General features: G+C 37.4%; 14 protein-coding genes. 8 read left to right on the top strand and 6 right to left on the bottom strand.

Features of this window, described 5'->3' with window-relative positions:
* Positions 1–50 precede the first annotated feature (50 nt).
* The 3 genes from FW781_RS11660 to FW781_RS11650 all read right to left on the bottom strand — a co-directional run bounded on the left by FW781_RS11660 (position 51) and on the right by FW781_RS11650 (position 5,909).
* On the bottom strand, positions 51–1,676 hold the full coding sequence (locus FW781_RS11660; protein WP_149387594.1) for a SusD/RagB family nutrient-binding outer membrane lipoprotein: 1,626 nt from the start codon (positions 1,674–1,676) through the stop codon (positions 51–53).
* Between the two features lie 17 nt (positions 1,677–1,693).
* A complete protein-coding gene (locus FW781_RS11655; protein WP_149387593.1) occupies positions 1,694–4,654 on the bottom strand; it encodes a SusC/RagA family TonB-linked outer membrane protein in 2,961 nt (986 codons plus the stop codon).
* 376 nt (positions 4,655–5,030) lie between these two features.
* The gene (locus tag FW781_RS11650) at positions 5,031–5,909 is read right to left on the bottom strand and encodes an AraC family transcriptional regulator (protein ID WP_149387592.1); all 879 of its coding nucleotides are present in this window, start codon (positions 5,907–5,909) and stop codon (positions 5,031–5,033) included.
* A 198-nt stretch (positions 5,910–6,107) separates the two neighbouring features.
* On the opposite strand from FW781_RS11650, the gene FW781_RS11645 reads away from it, so the two are divergent.
* The 7 genes from FW781_RS11645 to FW781_RS11615 all read left to right on the top strand — a co-directional run bounded on the left by FW781_RS11645 (position 6,108) and on the right by FW781_RS11615 (position 13,299).
* Positions 6,108–6,974, top strand: coding sequence for a helix-turn-helix domain-containing protein (locus FW781_RS11645; RefSeq protein WP_149387591.1), 867 nt, complete (start codon positions 6,108–6,110; stop codon positions 6,972–6,974).
* An 86-nt stretch (positions 6,975–7,060) separates the two neighbouring features.
* A complete protein-coding gene (locus FW781_RS11640; RefSeq protein WP_047376298.1) occupies positions 7,061–7,480 on the top strand; it encodes an OsmC family protein in 420 nt (139 codons plus the stop codon).
* A 180-nt stretch (positions 7,481–7,660) separates the two neighbouring features.
* Entirely contained in the window at positions 7,661–8,266 is a 606-nt protein-coding gene (locus FW781_RS11635) for a TetR/AcrR family transcriptional regulator (RefSeq protein ID WP_149387590.1), read from the top strand.
* Between the two features lie 10 nt (positions 8,267–8,276).
* Positions 8,277–9,545: an acetyl-CoA C-acetyltransferase gene (locus FW781_RS11630; protein WP_149387589.1), complete on the top strand. Its 1,269-nt coding sequence runs from the start codon at positions 8,277–8,279 to the stop codon at positions 9,543–9,545.
* Positions 9,546–9,556: 11 nt separating this feature from the next.
* Positions 9,557–9,982, top strand: a complete 426-nt coding sequence (locus FW781_RS11625; RefSeq protein WP_149387588.1) for a PaaI family thioesterase — start codon at positions 9,557–9,559, stop codon at positions 9,980–9,982.
* A 2-nt stretch (positions 9,983–9,984) separates the two neighbouring features.
* The gene (gene fabF, locus FW781_RS11620; RefSeq protein WP_149387587.1) at positions 9,985–11,226 is read left to right on the top strand and encodes a beta-ketoacyl-ACP synthase II; all 1,242 of its coding nucleotides are present in this window, start codon (positions 9,985–9,987) and stop codon (positions 11,224–11,226) included.
* A 396-nt stretch (positions 11,227–11,622) separates the two neighbouring features.
* Positions 11,623–13,299, top strand: a complete 1,677-nt coding sequence (locus FW781_RS11615) for a metallophosphoesterase (protein ID WP_149387586.1) — start codon at positions 11,623–11,625, stop codon at positions 13,297–13,299.
* A gap of 43 nt (positions 13,300–13,342) precedes the next feature.
* Here FW781_RS11615 and FW781_RS11610 read toward each other — a convergent pair whose 3' ends face one another.
* From FW781_RS11610 to msrB, 3 genes are all read right to left on the bottom strand, one after another.
* Positions 13,343–14,098 (bottom strand): murein L,D-transpeptidase catalytic domain family protein, encoded by a 756-nt coding sequence (locus tag FW781_RS11610; RefSeq protein WP_047380252.1) that lies wholly within the window; start codon positions 14,096–14,098, stop codon positions 13,343–13,345.
* Positions 14,099–14,290: 192 nt separating this feature from the next.
* The gene (locus FW781_RS11605) at positions 14,291–14,668 is read right to left on the bottom strand and encodes a DUF7079 family protein (protein ID WP_149387585.1); all 378 of its coding nucleotides are present in this window, start codon (positions 14,666–14,668) and stop codon (positions 14,291–14,293) included.
* A 7-nt stretch (positions 14,669–14,675) separates the two neighbouring features.
* On the bottom strand, positions 14,676–15,203 hold the full coding sequence (gene msrB, locus FW781_RS11600; RefSeq protein WP_149387584.1) for a peptide-methionine (R)-S-oxide reductase MsrB: 528 nt from the start codon (positions 15,201–15,203) through the stop codon (positions 14,676–14,678).
* Positions 15,204–15,298: 95 nt separating this feature from the next.
* Between msrB and FW781_RS11595 the strand changes: the two genes are divergently transcribed.
* The gene (locus FW781_RS11595; RefSeq protein WP_149387583.1) at positions 15,299–16,543 is read left to right on the top strand and encodes a DUF445 domain-containing protein; all 1,245 of its coding nucleotides are present in this window, start codon (positions 15,299–15,301) and stop codon (positions 16,541–16,543) included.
* Positions 16,544–16,554: the final 11 nt, after the last annotated feature.

The following is a 16,554-nucleotide window of genomic DNA, read 5'->3' as shown; positions in this document are numbered from 1 at the left end:
AAATCTGATGTTGAGATGTCTCTTTATTAATGAGTGATTCTGAATATTTTTTATTTCTTATCCCACCAAAGCTTTGTACCTCCGGTATCAGGACCGTTTAACATTTGAGATGCCTGCTGGTAATTGTATAATGAAGTTTTGGTATCAATAGTGAAAGGAATTCTTCTGATCATAGCTTCTGTACTGATTGCTCCACCACTGTCATTTTTTCTTACTTTAAAAAGAATCGGATAGCCAGTTCTTCTCTGCTCAGCCCACGCTTCCGGTCCGTTTGGATAAAGGGAAAGCCATTTTTGGGTAATAATTCTTTCTAATTTTCTTTCATTGGTATCCCCATTATTCCATGCGATAGTGATGGTACTTAACTGAGGGTTTCCGGCAAGGATGTTATTGTCCGCATTTTTCGGATCAAGATAAGGTGCTTCTGTAGAAGTTGTATCAGCAAGATAAGTGGCAACATTGGCACTTTTCCCCCATTCTCCGAAAGACTGCTGAACCCCGGTTGTATAGTTGGTCTGAATATCACCTGCTCCGGCATATCCTCTCAAAGCAGCTTCAGCTTTCAGGAACCATGTTTCTGCAGCCGTGAATAATTTCATTTTACCATCAGTTCCTGAGAAATAATCTCCGTTGGCAGATTTTGCCTGTGGCTGTGAGAATCCTCCGTATGTTGATTTACCATTTAATAAATCAATTCCCTGGCGTATTCCTATATATTTTCCTTGAAGACCTGGGTCAGATGCAGGAATAGCATATGCCGGAAGTCTTGGATCATTATAACCGTTCATATAAGCCATCAAAGGTGCACCGATCAAACAGTCTCCCCATGAATAAATGATGAAGCTCAATTCTGACTGTCCTACACTGATCAAAGCATTGTCAGCGTTGTCAGTAATCAAACCTGCTGATGAAGCCAAAGCCTCTTCTGCATATTGTTTTGATTTTGCAGGATCTGCATAGCTCATTCTCATGGCTAACCTCAGTTTTAATGAATTGGCAAATTTTGCCCATTGAGCCATATTTCCACCGTATACTAAATCAGCATTTTTCAGGGAAGATCTGTCCTCCACATTCTTTGTTGCCGGCATTGCAATGACTTTCTGCAAATCTGTAATAGCCGCAGAAAGATCGGCAATAAAATAGTTGTAGGCATCCTGCTGAGAATCGAAATCTGTAACTCCGTTAGGATTTGGGGTTTCATATTTACTATATACTACAGGACCATGGTTGTCTGACACTCTTGCTGCCGTAATCACTTTAAGGATTTTTTTCACGGCAAATGTACCTGTAAAATCTATGCCTTGATAGTTGTTTTTAGCAGCGTTATCAATAATGATAGAATAGTTGAAGATGTCCTGTTGTCTGGCAATAATTCTGTTGTTCCATCCGTCCATCATAGAGTACGTAAGATTATTGACTCCTCCATTGAATGGTGTTGCTGTACTGAACATTCCACTGTACATATCTGCACTCAGGTTAGGATATAGCTGATAATCTGACTGCAGCCCTCTCTGAATAGATTTCATAGGGTTTACAACCGCAATAAAATCTGCGTAAAAGTTTTCAGGGCCTCCCAGCTTTTCCTGATTATATTGATCAAAGTCATTGGTACATCCTGATGCGGAAAACAGCACTGCAGCTCCGAATACCAATGTTTTTATAGTATTGATTTTCATTTTCGTAATTGTAAAAGTTAGAAGTTAGCTTTTAATGATAATCCGATAGATCTGGTAACTGGCAGTCCGAATGAATCTACCCCAACCCCACCAGGTGTATTTCCTGATACCTGCTCAGGATCAAACGGTGCTTTTTTGTAGAAGAAAAACAGATTGGTTCCTACTAAACTTACCGTTGCATTTTTCAGATATTTTGAATCCACATCAAAGGTATAAGAAACGGATGCCTGACGTAAACGTACAGTGGTAGCACTGTACAGATAAGCTTCGTCTACTCCTTTTCCGTATCCTTCAGTAGTTCCTACTCCTTTATAGTAATCTTTTGCGTTCGTTAAACCTGTATAAGCCTGTCCTGCATTTGGAGTTCCCGGTGCATATACTGCATTTGGAATGGCTACACCACCAGCATCTCTTGCATCAGCAGTAGCCTGGCTTACCCCATACAGGTCATTTGCTTTTTCTGTAAGAGAAAGAACTTTTCCTCCGAATTTACCGTCAATAAGGAAAGAGATTCCCAATTTACCGATATTGAATACGTTATTAAATCCAAGAATAAATTTAGGATTCGGATTTCCTAAATAAGAAGGGGTATTTTCAGCTAAAGGAACTCCTTTTTCATTCACTAAAATACGTCCCTGATCATCTCTTTTGAATTTAATTCCGTAAAGATCTCCAAAAGAACCTCCCAGTTTAAGTCTTGTATAATCTCCACCTCCGGTTAATGAGAAAAGCTGATCTTGTGGAATACTCAAGCTTGGCGGGAATAGCTCAACAATTCTATTTTTGTTGGCAGAAGCGTTCAAAGTAGCCGTCCATCCGAATTTTTCTCCTCCAAAAATCTTGTAAGAAAGTGAAGATTCAAAACCTGTATTTCGGATTTTCCCTGCATTCAGGTAATAAGATCCCGGCGCTAAACCTCCTAAGTTTGAAAACACGGTTGTTTCTAATAATTGGTTACTTGTATTCGAGTTATAATAAGTAATATCAAAGTTTAATCTGTTATTTAACAACCTCAACTCTGTACCTGCTTCAAATGTTTTATTCAATTCCGGTCTTGGAAGCAGGGCTTCAAAACCTGCCCCTGTAGCAAAAGAACTCTTAGGATATACAATAGTTCCTGCATCTACTCCATAGGTATAACCTTTATTGTATTCAAGCATTGCATTGGAAATATTGGTAGGTAATCCTAACCCTACAGTAGCATATGAACCTCTTATTTTCCAGAAATTAATCACTTCCGGAAGCTTGAAGATAGATGATAAAATAGCATTAGCCCCAACAGATTCATAGTCGAATCCAGTTCTTCCTGTTAATGCTAAAGTAGAATCCCAGTCATTTCTGAACGTCATATCTACATAAAACATGTTCTTATACCCTACTGAAGCACTTGCAAATACAGACTGTACCTGCTTTTTCATATTGGTATAGGTATTATGATATCCGTCTCCCGGTGATCTGTTGATATTCCACTGAAGGTTGTTCATCGTGAAAAGGTTAGGATTCGCCAGATAAGCGTTATCAATCTGTCCTATTTTATTTCTTGTCGTATTGATACTTCCTCCAACGGTAAAATCTAATGAGATGGTCTCACTAATTTTAGGACTACCGATTAACAAAACATCACCATAAGTAGACGTGTTTTCGTAGGTATTTTTAAGCATTCTACCATTAGTCCCGTTTGCCAATAAACTTGGTGCTGAGAAAGCGGCAATATCACGCTGGCTGTCTGAAATATTCCAGCTATAATTTCCTCTTACTCTTGCCGTTAACCAAGGATTAATTTGATAAGATAATGAAAGAGCTCCGTATGTATTTTTGTTGCTGACTGTAACAGGATTTCTGTTTAAAATCCAGTAAGGATTCTGTGTCACCGGATTTCCTTTGAAGCTTCCGTCTGGATTTACTTCCCACCAGTTTTGAGCCGGCAAAAATCTTGTTTTATCTAAATAAGAATAATTATTCTCTCCATATTGGTCAAAATCTACCCCTCTCGGTAGCCAATATAAACTCGTTAAAGGAGAAAAAGAAGCTCCCGGAGTCTGTCTGTTTTTACTTTCCTGTAATGATCCAATGAAGTTCGCGTCCAATGTCAGTTTATCATCCAAAAATTTACTTGAATTTCTAAAAGACACATTATACTGATCAAAATACGACATTGGAATCACTCCTTTATTGGTGGTATTCCCAATAGAGAAATAGCTGGTTGATCTTTCATTTCCGGACTGGAAAGAAAGGCTGTTTACCCATGTCGTTCCGTTTTGCAGAAAGTCTTTCAGATAATCCTTAGAAGACCCTTTTGCACCCCAGCTGTCTACAGCCTGGCCAGGTTGTGATCCTGCTACAGACGGATCGTAAGACAAATAGCTGTGCTGCAGTTTTGGAAGGCTATAGGCTCTGTCTACGGTAAGACTGGAACTGTAAGTAATTGAACTTTTCCCTGCACGTCCTTTTCTGGTGGTAATCAAAATAGCTCCGTTACCTCCGGCAGAACCGTACAATGCAGAAGCAGACGCGCCTTTCAGGAAGTTGATGCTTTCGATATCATCAGGGTTGATGGAGCTCAGTACATCTCCCGGATCCGGCATATTGGAATATTGTCCTATATCTGCAGATTTCCCTGTTCCGTTGATAATAGGAATACCATCAATTACATACAATGGCTGTGTATTGTTCACAGACTTGTTACCTCTCATAATCACCCTTACGGAGCTACCTACACCATTGGTTCTGTTGATCTGTACGTTGGATACTTTTCCATTGATCGAATTTAATAGATTGGGAGTTTTCACTTCTGTAAGCTCATCCCCACCAATCTGCTGACTGGAATACGTCAAAGAGCGGGCCTGCCTTTTTATCCCCAAAGAGGTGACTACGACCTCCTCAATACTGTTTGTCTTCGTAGTGTCGGCCGATTTTTTCTCCTGTGCATTCGCAGAAAGTGAAAAAACGAACAGAACAGGTATAACTGCTTTTCTCATAAGGTTTAGATTCGTTAGATTTAATTGAGAATCAATGACATTGCTTTATTTTTCAATACAAAAACAATTATTGTTTTTTCAGCAAAACTTTGTCGTTTATGTATTAAATTATTTAAAGTTTTGTTAAGATTTAATTCACATTCACAAATCTAAATTTTGTAGCCAGTCTGATATAATACTATTTTATCATAAAACGATATTATTTTTTCAGCAATTTTATTTAAAAGCTATTAAACCTTTATATATCAACAAAATACACCTTATTAATTTCTATTAAAAAAAGAGGATTTATCGTCGTTTATAATAAAAATAAAACCGAATATAACTACCCGGTTTTGTGTCTTATTTTGAACTGATAATGCAGAAAAAATGAATATTATTCGATTTTTTTCACTCCTTTGAATTGTTCTTTAAATTCAGTGGGAGTTGTTTTTTTAATTGACTTAAATACCTTATTGAAGTTCGCAATATTGTTAAACCCTGCTTCAAAAGCGATCTCAAAAACGGTAAGGTTCTTTTCCATCAGCCAGCGTGCAGCATAGCTGATTCTTATTTCATTCAGATAATTAATGAAAGTCTTTCCGGTTCTTTTTTTAATAAATCTGTTGAAGGTTACATTGCTCATATTCACCAAGGAGGCTACTTTGTCCAGCGTTATTTTATTTTCAAAATTCTTATGTACAAAATCATGAACTACCTTCATTTTATCATTATCAGCAAAGGTTTCAAGCTCAATACTATAGGAAGACAAAAGTGTCTTGTTTTCTGCAACAGCCAGTTCATTCAGAATTTTCATAATTTCTATGAATGATTCAAAGCTGCTCATCTTTGAAAGATTGAGAAACGAATCTTTTAGTTTCTCAGCAGTTTCTGAAGAAAAAAGAATTCCTCTGATAGAATCTTTCATCAGATTGTTGATGGGTTTCAGAATATTTTTCTCCATCAGTGACTGTTGAAAGAAATCCTGATTAAACTGTATCGTGATTTCGTGGGTTTTCCTGTTTTTGCATCTGTAATTGGCCCAGCAATGCGGTAAATTAGGCCCTACCAGAACCAGTTCTATATTTCCTATTTCTCCGGTGTGATCTCCAACCATTCTGCGGTATCCTTTTCCTTTGTAGATAAAGTTGATTTCAATTTCCGGATGATAATGATACGGAAAGTCGAATGACGCTTTAATCCTGTCAAACACGAGAAAACTGTCCTCAGGAGATAGTGGAGTTATTTCTCTCAGAATATTTTCTAATTCGCTCATGCAGGCAGTTTAAAAAAAGTTTAATAATTTAGGTCGCAGTACAAATCTTTGTAAAAATGATAAAATAATATCAATGTAAAAACATATTTCCGATTTATTTTATTCTAATTCTATATGTCTGACACCAGAAATTTGGGTTTCAATAATTTAATCCAGTTCAAATCATGCTTTTTTGTATCTTTAAACTAAAGTTAAAGTATGCCGCAACAGCTTATTTTTGAAGATCACTATAAAAGACTCGGACTCGAAGTATTTTCAGCAGAAAATCTCGAAAACTTCAATGGGAATCGTTTCAGAACTGATATTAAAGTATTTTTCATTCCTTCAGGATACGAACTTTCAGTAGACTTTAATCATTACAAAACAAAAAAACCTTCACTGTTTTTTTTGACCAACCAACATTTAAACATAGAAAAAGGAAAAGATGAATCGATCCTTCTTTTCTACAACCGTGATTTCTACTGTATCCAGATTCATGATAAAGAAGTAGCCTGTGATGGACTTCTCTTTCATAATGTATTTGAAATTCCTTTCGTAGAGCTTGACACATCGGAAACGACTCTTATAAAAGGTCTGTTTCAGAATATTCAGGATGAACTTGAATGGAAGGATTCGTCTGCTGAGGAAATGATCAGGACCTATGTAAAACAAATCATCATCAGGGCTACCCGAAAATGGAAAAAACAGAATATAGATAATGAAACACTAAAAATACCCGGCACCGAACTTGATATCTTCAGAGATTTCAGCAGACATCTGGAAATTCATTTCAGAGAAAAACATAATGTAACAGATTACGCCGAATTACTTCATATGGCTCCGAAAACTTTGACTCATAAGTTTAAAAATTTAAATCTCGATTCTCCTAATCAGTTTATCATCAACAGAATTTTATTAGAAGCAAAAAGATTACTTTTCTACACAGATAAACCCGTGAAAGAAATTGCCTACAATCTGGGATATGAAGATCCGGCTTATTTTAACCGGCTGTTCACCAATAAAACAGGAAGCACTCCTTCCAATTTTAAAAAAAATTACTCGTCGGGAAAAAAGTACAATATTTAAGTCTTTTTATCTATTGAATACACTCTATAACCGACATACCTTTGTAATATCAAAATCAAACAACATTAAATACAAAAACAAACATTATGAGACGTAACGCAACAGCCGTTTGGAACGGTACCATCAAAGAAGGGAAAGGGCACTTAACTACTCAAAGTACAACTTTAAATCAGACTCAATATTCTTTCAACAGCCGATTTGCGGATGGTGTAGGGACGAACCCTGAGGAATTACTAGCAGCAGCCCACGCTGGATGTTTCACTATGAAACTTGATGCGGAATTATCACAGGCAGGCTACAATCCTGAAGAATTAAAAACAACTTCTGTAATTACTCTTGATCCAAATATTGGTAAGATTACAAAATCTGAACTGACTTTAACTGCTAAAGTTCCGGGAATCTCAGAAGAAGAATTCCAGAAGTTTGCTAAGATTGCTGAAGAAGGGTGCCCGGTAAGCGCTGCATTCAATTTTGAGATTACTTTGAGTGCAACCTTAGAAAACTAAGAATCAAAGAATGCATATCAATATCAATAGAAACGGGCTTTAGCCCGTTTTCTTTTTTAAAATAATTCCATTGGCTTTAGCCAAAACTTAAACCTCCTAACATCTGTAGTCGGTAAATTTTTAAATAAAATATACCGAGTGGTATATTTTTGTATATTTGCATATCATTAAACATTTATAATGTCGAAGGCCGAAAAAACAAAACAGCATATCATAGAGAAAACAGCAACTCTTTTTAATACGAAAGGGTATATTTCCACATCGCTGTCCGACATTACACAAGCAACCGGATTAACGAAAGGAAGTATTTATGGAAATTTTGAAAACAAAGATGAAGTAGCCATTGAAGTCTATAAATACAATGCCGGATTGCTGGGCAAGACACTCAGCCGCTCTTTTAGCGATGAATATCCTAAAGCCCTGGATAAACTTCATGCTTTTGTAGATTTTTACCGGAAAAACTGGAAGTTTGTCTTCTCAAACGGAGGCTGCCCCATCATGAATGCAGCAACGGAAGCGGATGACTCTTTCCCTGCTTTAAAAAACCAGGTTAAAAAGTCTTTTGAACTATGGATGTCAAAAATATCGACTGCTATTCTGGAAGGGCAAAAGAAAGGTGAAATTGATAAAAGAGTAAATGCTGAGCAATATGCATCCCTATTCATCATGCTTATTGAAGGTGGGATTCTGCTCTCAAAAACCATGGGTGATCAAAGCTTTCTAAACCATGCATTAGATAAAATCACTCACATGATTGATCATGAACTCAATATTCTTCCATCATAAATTATACCATATGGAAACAAAAAAAGTGGCTATTGTAGGATACAACAGAATTCCTTTCGCCAGAATGAATACCGCTTATTCGGAGCAGGGCAATCAGAATCTGCTGCTCGCTTCACTAAACGGATTGATAGATCGTTATCACCTTAAAGGAAAACGGCTCGGAGAAGTTGCCGGCGGTGCAGTGATAAAACATATTTCAGAAAGCAACCTCATCAGAGAAACCGTGATGAATACGACTCTTGACCCCGCAACTCCTGCATGTGATCTTCAACAGGCATGCGACACGGGTATTGAAGCAGCTATTTATATAGGAAATAAAATTGCGTTAGGCCAGATAGAATGCGGAATTGCATGCGGAGTGGAAGCCATGAGCAACATTCCGTTTGAATCTTCTCCAAGATTAAGAAAAGCCCTGTTAAAGGCCAATAAAGAAAAATCAGCATTTGGAAAATTAAAACAACTGCTAAATCCGAAACTGAAAGACTGGATGCCCATTCCTTACAAAGGTCAGGAACCTCAAACCGGGCTTGTCATGGGAGAACATACAGAAATCACTGCCAAATATTATAAAATATCAAGAGAAGAACAGGACGAACTCGCTTTAAAAAGCCATCAGAACATGGCCAAAGCGTATGATGAAGGTTTTTTTGATGATATGATCACTCCGGCTTTTGGTTTAGATAAAGATAATAATCTGCGACGTGACAGCAGCATTGAAAAACTATCACAGCTAAGACCCGCTTTTGATAAACAGAACGGAACTTTAACCGCTGGAAATTCCACCCCTTTTACAGACGGAGCTTCTGCCGTTTTGCTGGCGAGTGAAGAATGGGCAAAAGCTAACAACCTTCCAATTTTGGCTTATATAAGCTTTTCTGAACTGGCAGGAATAGAATATGTAGAAAATAAACAGGATCTTCTTCTTGCCCCGGTTTTCGCAGCAGAGAGGATGCTGAAGAAAGCAGGTATGAATCTCTCAGACTTTGATTATTATGAAATCCATGAAGCATTTGCGGCACAGGTTTTAGCCACCATAAAAATCTGGGAAAATGAAGAGCTTGCTAAAAAATTCGGATTGGAAAAGGCGCTTGGCAAGATTGACAGAAGTAAGCTGAATGTAAAGGGAGGAAGCCTTGCAGCCGCACATCCTTTTGCAGCAACAGGAGGAAGAATTATCGCTACCTTGGCAAAATTACTTGATGAAAAAGGCAATGGAAAAGGATTCATATCCATCTGTGCAGCCCGCGGACAGGGAGTAACCATGATTTTAGAGAAATAAAAATTGAAAGTATGGATAGATTAGCACAATTACAACAGTTCGTCGGCAAGGAATTTGACCAGTCACCATCTCCTTTTATGAAATGGCTCAATCCTATTGTTCTTTCTGTGGAAGAAGGCCAGCTGGAATTTCAATATACAGTAAGAGCAGAGTGGCTGAATCCTATAGGAAATCTTCACGGCGGAGTTACCGCAGCGATTGTAGATGATATCATTGGCGCCACCATGTTTTCTTTAAATGAAAATTCTTTCATTACTACCATAAATAATGTCATAGATTATTTTTCAACTGCAAAAGAAAATGATAATATTGTAGCTGAAACTAAAATCATTAAAAGAGGTAAGCAATTCGTAAATGCACAATGCGAAATATGGAATGCAGACAAAACACGCTTAATCGCAAGAGGAACCTCGAATTTATTCAAAATCAATAACTAAGTATGAAAAGAGTTGTCATTACAGGTCTTGGCGCGGTGACGCCTTTGGGAAATAATGTCGAAGAATTTTGGCAAAACAGCATCAATGGAGTGAGTGGAGCAAATACAATCACCCATTTTGACACAGAAAAGTTTAAAGTACATTTTGCTTGTGAGGTTAAAAATTTTGATCCAAAGGTACATTTAGCACACAACGAAATCAAAAGAAGTGATTTATTTTCACAATATGCCATGTATTCCACCGCGGAAGCTCTAAAAGATTCCGGTCTTGAGCTTGAAAATATGGATCCATTTGATGTGGGTGTCATCTGGGGAACCGGACAAGGCGGAATGTGGACTTTCGAAAGCGAGGTCATGAACTTCGCAGCTGGTGACGGAACACCAAGATTCAACCCTTTCTTTGTCCCGAAATTCATTGCCAATATGGCATCGGGAATGATTTCTATGAAATATGGTCTTCAGGGAATCAATTATACTACTGTTTCAGCATGTGCAACCGGAAATACAGCATTGATGGATGCCTTCAACTATATCCGTCTTGGAAAAGCAAAAGTGATTGTAAGCGGTGGTTCTGAAGCGGCTATTTCTCCGGCTTCAATCGGAGGATTTTCCATTATGAAAGCCATGTCTACAAGAAATGATGATTTTGCGACCGCCAGCCGTCCTTATGATGCAGAGAGAGACGGTTTCGTGATGGGTGAAGGTTCGGGAACATTGATTCTTGAAGAATATGAACATGCTAAGGCAAGAGGGGCAAAAATCTATGCAGAACTGGTAGGAGCAGCCATGACAGCGGATGCTTATCACATGACGGCGCCACATCCTGATGGTGTCGGAGCAATCAAAGCAATGCAATTGGCTCTTAACGAAGCAGAAATCAATGCAGATGATATTGATTATATTAATCCTCATGCCACTTCTACTCCGCTTGGAGATCTCGTGGAACTCAATGGAATTAATAAATTATTTAAAGGAAGTAAAAATCTTGATATCAGCGCAACAAAATCCATGACAGGCCACCTGTTGGGAGCTGCGGGAGCTGTGGAAGCCATAATTTCTATTAAAGCGATTCAAAACGGAATTATTCCGCCAACGATCAATCTTCACAGTATTGACCAGAATATTCCACAAGATATCAATATTGTCTTTGGAGAAGCGAAAGAAAAAGATATTACCTATGCTTTAAGTAATGCTTTTGGCTTTGGAGGGCATAATGCGACTTTAATTTTCAAGAAATTTAGATAGCATTTAAATGATATAAATTTGAACCTCTGTACTGCACAGTACAGGGGTTTTTATTTTTACTAATCAGCCAGATTTTGCAAACTTTGCTTTTCTCTTGTATTATTATGCACAAAAATCACCCTATCATCTTTAGATTGGTATCTTAACTCAGTCAATTAATATTGAAAAAATTAATTAAAACCAATATTTAATAACATATACACATTTGTAAATGTAAAATATTGTTTATTTTTTACTTAAACAGCATTTTAACATTAAATTACATTATTTTTATTCATCATAAAAGTCTCCATTTCATTTTGAAAAATGGATATCAAACAAAAAACATAAGCCCAATCAGTAATAAAAAAATACTTAGACTTCATAAATATTCAATCAATCAAATCCACACCCAATATGAAAAAAATAATCCAAGGTAACTTTATTATACTATTATTTCTGATAATTAGTTGTCAGAACGGTATTTTAAATCCCGCAGCCCCGGAAACTACGGACGATACAACTTCCGGAAGCCTAATAAAGCAAACAACTAACAATCAGTTATTAATGCCGAATTCCAGCTGGAAATATCTTGATAATGGATCAGACCAAGGCATAGCCTGGCGTACAACAACTTTTAATGACGCCAGCTGGGCCACCGGTTCCGGACAGTTTGGTTTTGGTGATGGAGATGAGGCTACTGAACTGCAATCAGGACATATTACCTATTATTTCAGAAAACACATTACTATTCCAGATGTTAATGCGCTTCCACAATCGGTGATCTTATCAATGATTCATGATGATGGAGCTGTTGTATATATCAATGGAACAGAAGTTTTGCGAACAATGCTGCTACCACAGTCGGGAACCATCACTTACACCACCGGCACCAGTGAATTTCTACCTACAGCGCAGGAAAATAACTTCTTTAATTATAACATCCCATCGTCTTATTTTAACACCGGCGACAATGTCATTGCCATAGAAGTACATAACCAAAATGCCAGCAGTAGTGATGTTTCGTTTGATTGTAAGATCAGTGAAAGCGTGCAACAGGATCCAGACGGACCCTATGTATTTTTCCGGAACAACAGTTATATCGTAAAAAGTATTGATCCTACACAGGGATTTATCACCCAGACATTTCCTATGCGTAACCAGGTTGCCCTAAATATACAGCTACCTGACGGAAATTCTTTCCCTGTAAGCCTGCAGCCGCAGTTAGTCAACCGTGAACAAGCCGAATACCCTACTCTGCCAGCTAAATATTTTGCCACCTCTGATATTGAAGGGGGGATAATGGGCTTTATATTGATGCTTAGAAAAGCCGGTATCATTAATGATAACTATAAGTGGAGCTATGGCGGTGGCCACCTTTTTATTATGGGAGACGTTTTCGACCGTGGACAGTATGTTTCACAGTGTCTCTGGCTGATTTACAAGCTGGAGCAGGAAGCCATGGCAGCAGGAGGAAAAGTACATTTTATACTTGGCAACCATGATATTATGAATTTAATTGGTAATTTCAAGTATGTAAATCCTAAATACTCTGCCAACACTCTTGTGCTAGGAGAAACACTAACCACTTTATATGATGCAAACAGTGAGCTGGGCAAATGGCTTCGCAGCAAAAATATGATTGAACGTGCCGGGAACACTCTATTTCTGCATGCTGGAATAAGTCCGGAAGTGATAGCACTCAATCAGTCTGTCACCACACTCAATACCTATGTAAATCCTGTTATCAACAAAATGTGTACATCGCCAGACTGCAAAACAGCAACCAGCAGTACTTATGGCTTATACTGGTACCGTGGTATGGCTCAGCAGGCACTTACACAAACACAGGTAAATTCGATCCTTACTGCTTTAAATGCTGAACGGGCTTTTATTGGCCATACAATTCTTAATAATACGATTACTCTGCTGTACGAAACAAAAGTGGTAGATCTAGATATATCTCATGCCAATAATTATCTGCAGGGATATATGGAGGGGGTTTATTATAATGGATGTTATTTTAAATTTCATACCACACAATCCCAGACAACATACACTCCGCTTGTAGGGAGTAATTGTACGCAGCCTTAAAATAGGATCGGCTGTCTCAAAAGCGAGACAGCCGATTCTATTTTTATGCTTTCAACCATTCTGAGGAAGAAAGATAATTCTGATCAGGATAATAGATGAACAGACAATTTTTTCCTTTAATCGTATTGATTATAGACTGCGTCAGCTCTCTTGGGACGGCAGGGCATCCCCAGCTTCTTCCGATTCTTTTGTGCATCGTAGCAAATGTATCACTTACATAATCCGCACCATGCATTACAATTGCTCTTCTGTATGCAGCATCATTAAAGCCCTTATCCATTCCCAATAACTTAAGAGAGTATCCGTTATCACCCTGATATGTTGCATCCGTGATATAAAATCCCAGACTGCTCTGCAGCGAACTTTCCTTGTTAGAAAAATTCGTCGCAAATTCTTCGCCTGTATTTTTTCCGTGTGCTACTAAAGAGTTGAACAGAACTTTTTTGTCTTCCAGATCAATGATCCAAAGTCTTTTTGTATTAGAAGACATAGAAAAATCGCAGATGGTTAATAAATGCGAATCTTGGGTAAGCAATCCTGCTTTTTTTAAATTTTCATAGCCAGTCAATGCTTTAGAGAACACTTCATAATTCAATTCGTGTTCAGGGTCAAATGCAATTGATTGGTACAGTGCTTCTGATGAAGATACAGCTGTTGTGCTCTTCTCAGATTTCGTTTCAGCTACTTTTTCAGTTTTCGTTGTTTTTACATTCTCACTTTTCGCCGCTACTCTTGGGGAAATGTAGAATGAAGTCGTCACCATGTAAACAAGGCCTAATACGCTATAAAATCCTTTCATTCAATACTATATAAATCCAAATTAGTGGGGCAAAATTATAAAAACATAATTACCAAGGGGTTATAACTCTAAAAAGTTTAACGCTATTTAAGAAACTTTAACGTCCTGATTCTTTGAATTAAAGCACTCATTTTTGAGAATTCGAAATACATCAAGGCTCATAAACACTCAAGGTTTCCTTCCATTGGAAAGTCAGAAACCTATCTGATTATAGATTTCTTCAAGTCTTTTCCAATAATCTCTATTTACCTGTTCATATATTGGATAAATACATTTGATAGCAAGAATATCCAGCTCACTTCGGGATTCCATCCAGTTCATAATATTTTTAACTAATCTTTTTTCTTCAAAGCCAGCCCATTCGCCAGCCGGATTCAGCAGATTAGAAAAAAGAACGGGAAAAATTTCATATTGATCTATCTTTTTAATCTTTTCAAAACTAAAAGGACTTTTAAGAAAAATTCCGGTCATATACTGAAATTGCCATTCCTGAAGTTCTGTATCCAGATATAAATCAGAAAGCGCCAGCCATACAAGTTTACGTTCCTCAAACAACTCCGGTTCTTTCATTTCATGTTTACTTCTTAGAATCAGCTACAAACTCAAGGCTTACGGAATTCATACAGTATCTTAATCCTGTAGGTTTTGGACCGTCATCGAAAACGTGTCCCAGATGGGAATCGCATCTTTTACAAAGCACTTCTACCCGATCCATTCCATAAGACTGATCTCTTATATAATAGACTCCTTCTTTATCCGCTTCAAAAAAACTTGGCCAGCCGCAGCTGCTGGAAAATTTTGATGTAGAACGGAACAGGTGATTTCCACAAACGGCACAATAATATTCTCCTATCTCATCAAATTCGTTATATTTTCCTGTAAAAGCTCTTTCTGTTGCTGCTTCCCTGGCAATTGCATATAAATCCGGCGCAAGGATTTTTTTCCATTCTTCGTTGGAAATATTAAGTTTTGCAGTATCAGTTCTGGAATAGTATGGATTGTTTTTTGCTTCTGTATTTTCCATAGAGGAGGTTTTAATAGGTTCGTATTTCTGCGTACAAGCCTGCAGAAAAAATAATAAGGTGATTGAAACTAAAAATTTCATCGTAAATTTCATTCTTTAATCCCAAAAGTTTTGAGGTTTAAAAGCTTTTATTAAGATTAAACGGTTTCATAACCAAATTTAGTAAATTTGAGAATATGAATGACGAAGCAAAAAGAAAACAACTGAGAAAATATAAAGCATTTGCCACCGGATTATTTGTTCTGATGGCCGTTATTTTCATTGTTACCACTATTTTACAGAAGTCTAATAACTCTCATTGGATCGGTTATGTGCGAGCCTTTGCTGAAGCTGCTATGGTAGGTGCACTTGCGGACTGGTTTGCAGTAACTGCATTATTCCGTCATCCTCTGGGGCTTCCTATTCCTCACACCAATCTGATTGAAAACAGTAAACAGAGACTGGGAGACAATCTTGGAAGTTTTGTAGTCGGTAACTTCCTCTCTCCTCAAAATATACGTCCTTACATCCAAAAGCTTAAAGTTTCCAATTTTGTAGGAGAATGGCTGGCAAAGGAAAAAAGCCAGGAAATTTTGATTAAAAACCTTTCAGATATTGTTCTTGATATTCTCAATAAACTGGATAACTCCACGGTAAGCCAGTTCATCAGCAAAAAGGTGTCTGAAATGACCGATGATATTAAGCTTAATAAAGTAGTTGGAAACGGAATAGGTTATATTCTGGAAAAAAACGATCATCAGAGAATCATCACCAATCTTTCAAAACAAATCAAAGAATATATCATTGAAAATGATGAAATGATTCAGGAACGTGTAAAGAAAGGCAGTTATTCATTCATTCCATCTTTTGTAGATAATAAAATTGCGGATAAAATTACCGACGGACTTTCTGATTTTTTTAAAGAAATAGAAGAAGATCCTCAGCATGAAGTAAGAGAATTGATTACACAGAAAATTTATGAATTTTCCGTTGATCTGAAAGAAGATCCAAAATGGGATGAAGAGTTTAAAACGATCAAAAACGGACTTCTGAAAAATGATAAACTGGATGAGTATTCCAATGACATCTGGGTTTCTATCAAAAAAACACTGATGAAAGAGCTTCAGGAAGAGCATTCTGCATTAAAAAACTATCTTTCTAAAAACCTGAATGAGTTTGCACAAAACTTAAAGACAGATGAAAATCTTCAGAACAAAATTGACCATTGGGTTCGGGTAACGGCTTATAAATACATTCTGAAAAACACCCACCAATTCGGCAACCTCATCAGTACGACCGTTGGAAACTGGCAGGGAAAAGAACTCAGTGAAAAATTGGAACTGGAAGTGGGAAAAGATCTGCAGTTTATCCGGGTCAATGGAACACTGGTAGGGGGCCTGGTGGGACTGATCATCTACACCATTGCTCACTTTTTCATTTAAAAAACTAAAAT

The organism is Chryseobacterium panacisoli, from assembly GCF_008274625.1.
GTDB classification, from domain to species: Bacteria; Bacteroidota; Bacteroidia; order Flavobacteriales; family Weeksellaceae; genus Chryseobacterium; species Chryseobacterium panacisoli.
This window is presented reverse-complemented; position numbering and strand designations above follow the sequence as displayed.

Coding starts and splice junctions, on each gene's coding strand:
- FW781_RS11660 (WP_149387594.1), bottom strand. CDS start 1,676: ATGAAAATCAATACTATAAAAACATTGGTATTCGGAGCTGCAGTGCTG.
- FW781_RS11655 (WP_149387593.1), bottom strand. CDS start 4,654: ATGAGAAAAGCAGTTATACCTGTTCTGTTCGTTTTTTCACTTTCTGCG.
- FW781_RS11650 (WP_149387592.1), bottom strand. CDS start 5,909: ATGAGCGAATTAGAAAATATTCTGAGAGAAATAACTCCACTATCTCCT.
- FW781_RS11645 (WP_149387591.1), top strand. CDS start 6,108: ATGCCGCAACAGCTTATTTTTGAAGATCACTATAAAAGACTCGGACTC.
- FW781_RS11640 (WP_047376298.1), top strand. CDS start 7,061: ATGAGACGTAACGCAACAGCCGTTTGGAACGGTACCATCAAAGAAGGG.
- FW781_RS11635 (WP_149387590.1), top strand. CDS start 7,661: ATGTCGAAGGCCGAAAAAACAAAACAGCATATCATAGAGAAAACAGCA.
- FW781_RS11630 (WP_149387589.1), top strand. CDS start 8,277: ATGGAAACAAAAAAAGTGGCTATTGTAGGATACAACAGAATTCCTTTC.
- FW781_RS11625 (WP_149387588.1), top strand. CDS start 9,557: ATGGATAGATTAGCACAATTACAACAGTTCGTCGGCAAGGAATTTGAC.
- fabF (WP_149387587.1), top strand. CDS start 9,985: ATGAAAAGAGTTGTCATTACAGGTCTTGGCGCGGTGACGCCTTTGGGA.
- FW781_RS11615 (WP_149387586.1), top strand. CDS start 11,623: ATGAAAAAAATAATCCAAGGTAACTTTATTATACTATTATTTCTGATA.
- FW781_RS11610 (WP_047380252.1), bottom strand. CDS start 14,098: ATGAAAGGATTTTATAGCGTATTAGGCCTTGTTTACATGGTGACGACT.
- FW781_RS11605 (WP_149387585.1), bottom strand. CDS start 14,668: ATGAAAGAACCGGAGTTGTTTGAGGAACGTAAACTTGTATGGCTGGCG.
- msrB (WP_149387584.1), bottom strand. CDS start 15,203: ATGAAATTTTTAGTTTCAATCACCTTATTATTTTTTCTGCAGGCTTGT.
- FW781_RS11595 (WP_149387583.1), top strand. CDS start 15,299: ATGAATGACGAAGCAAAAAGAAAACAACTGAGAAAATATAAAGCATTT.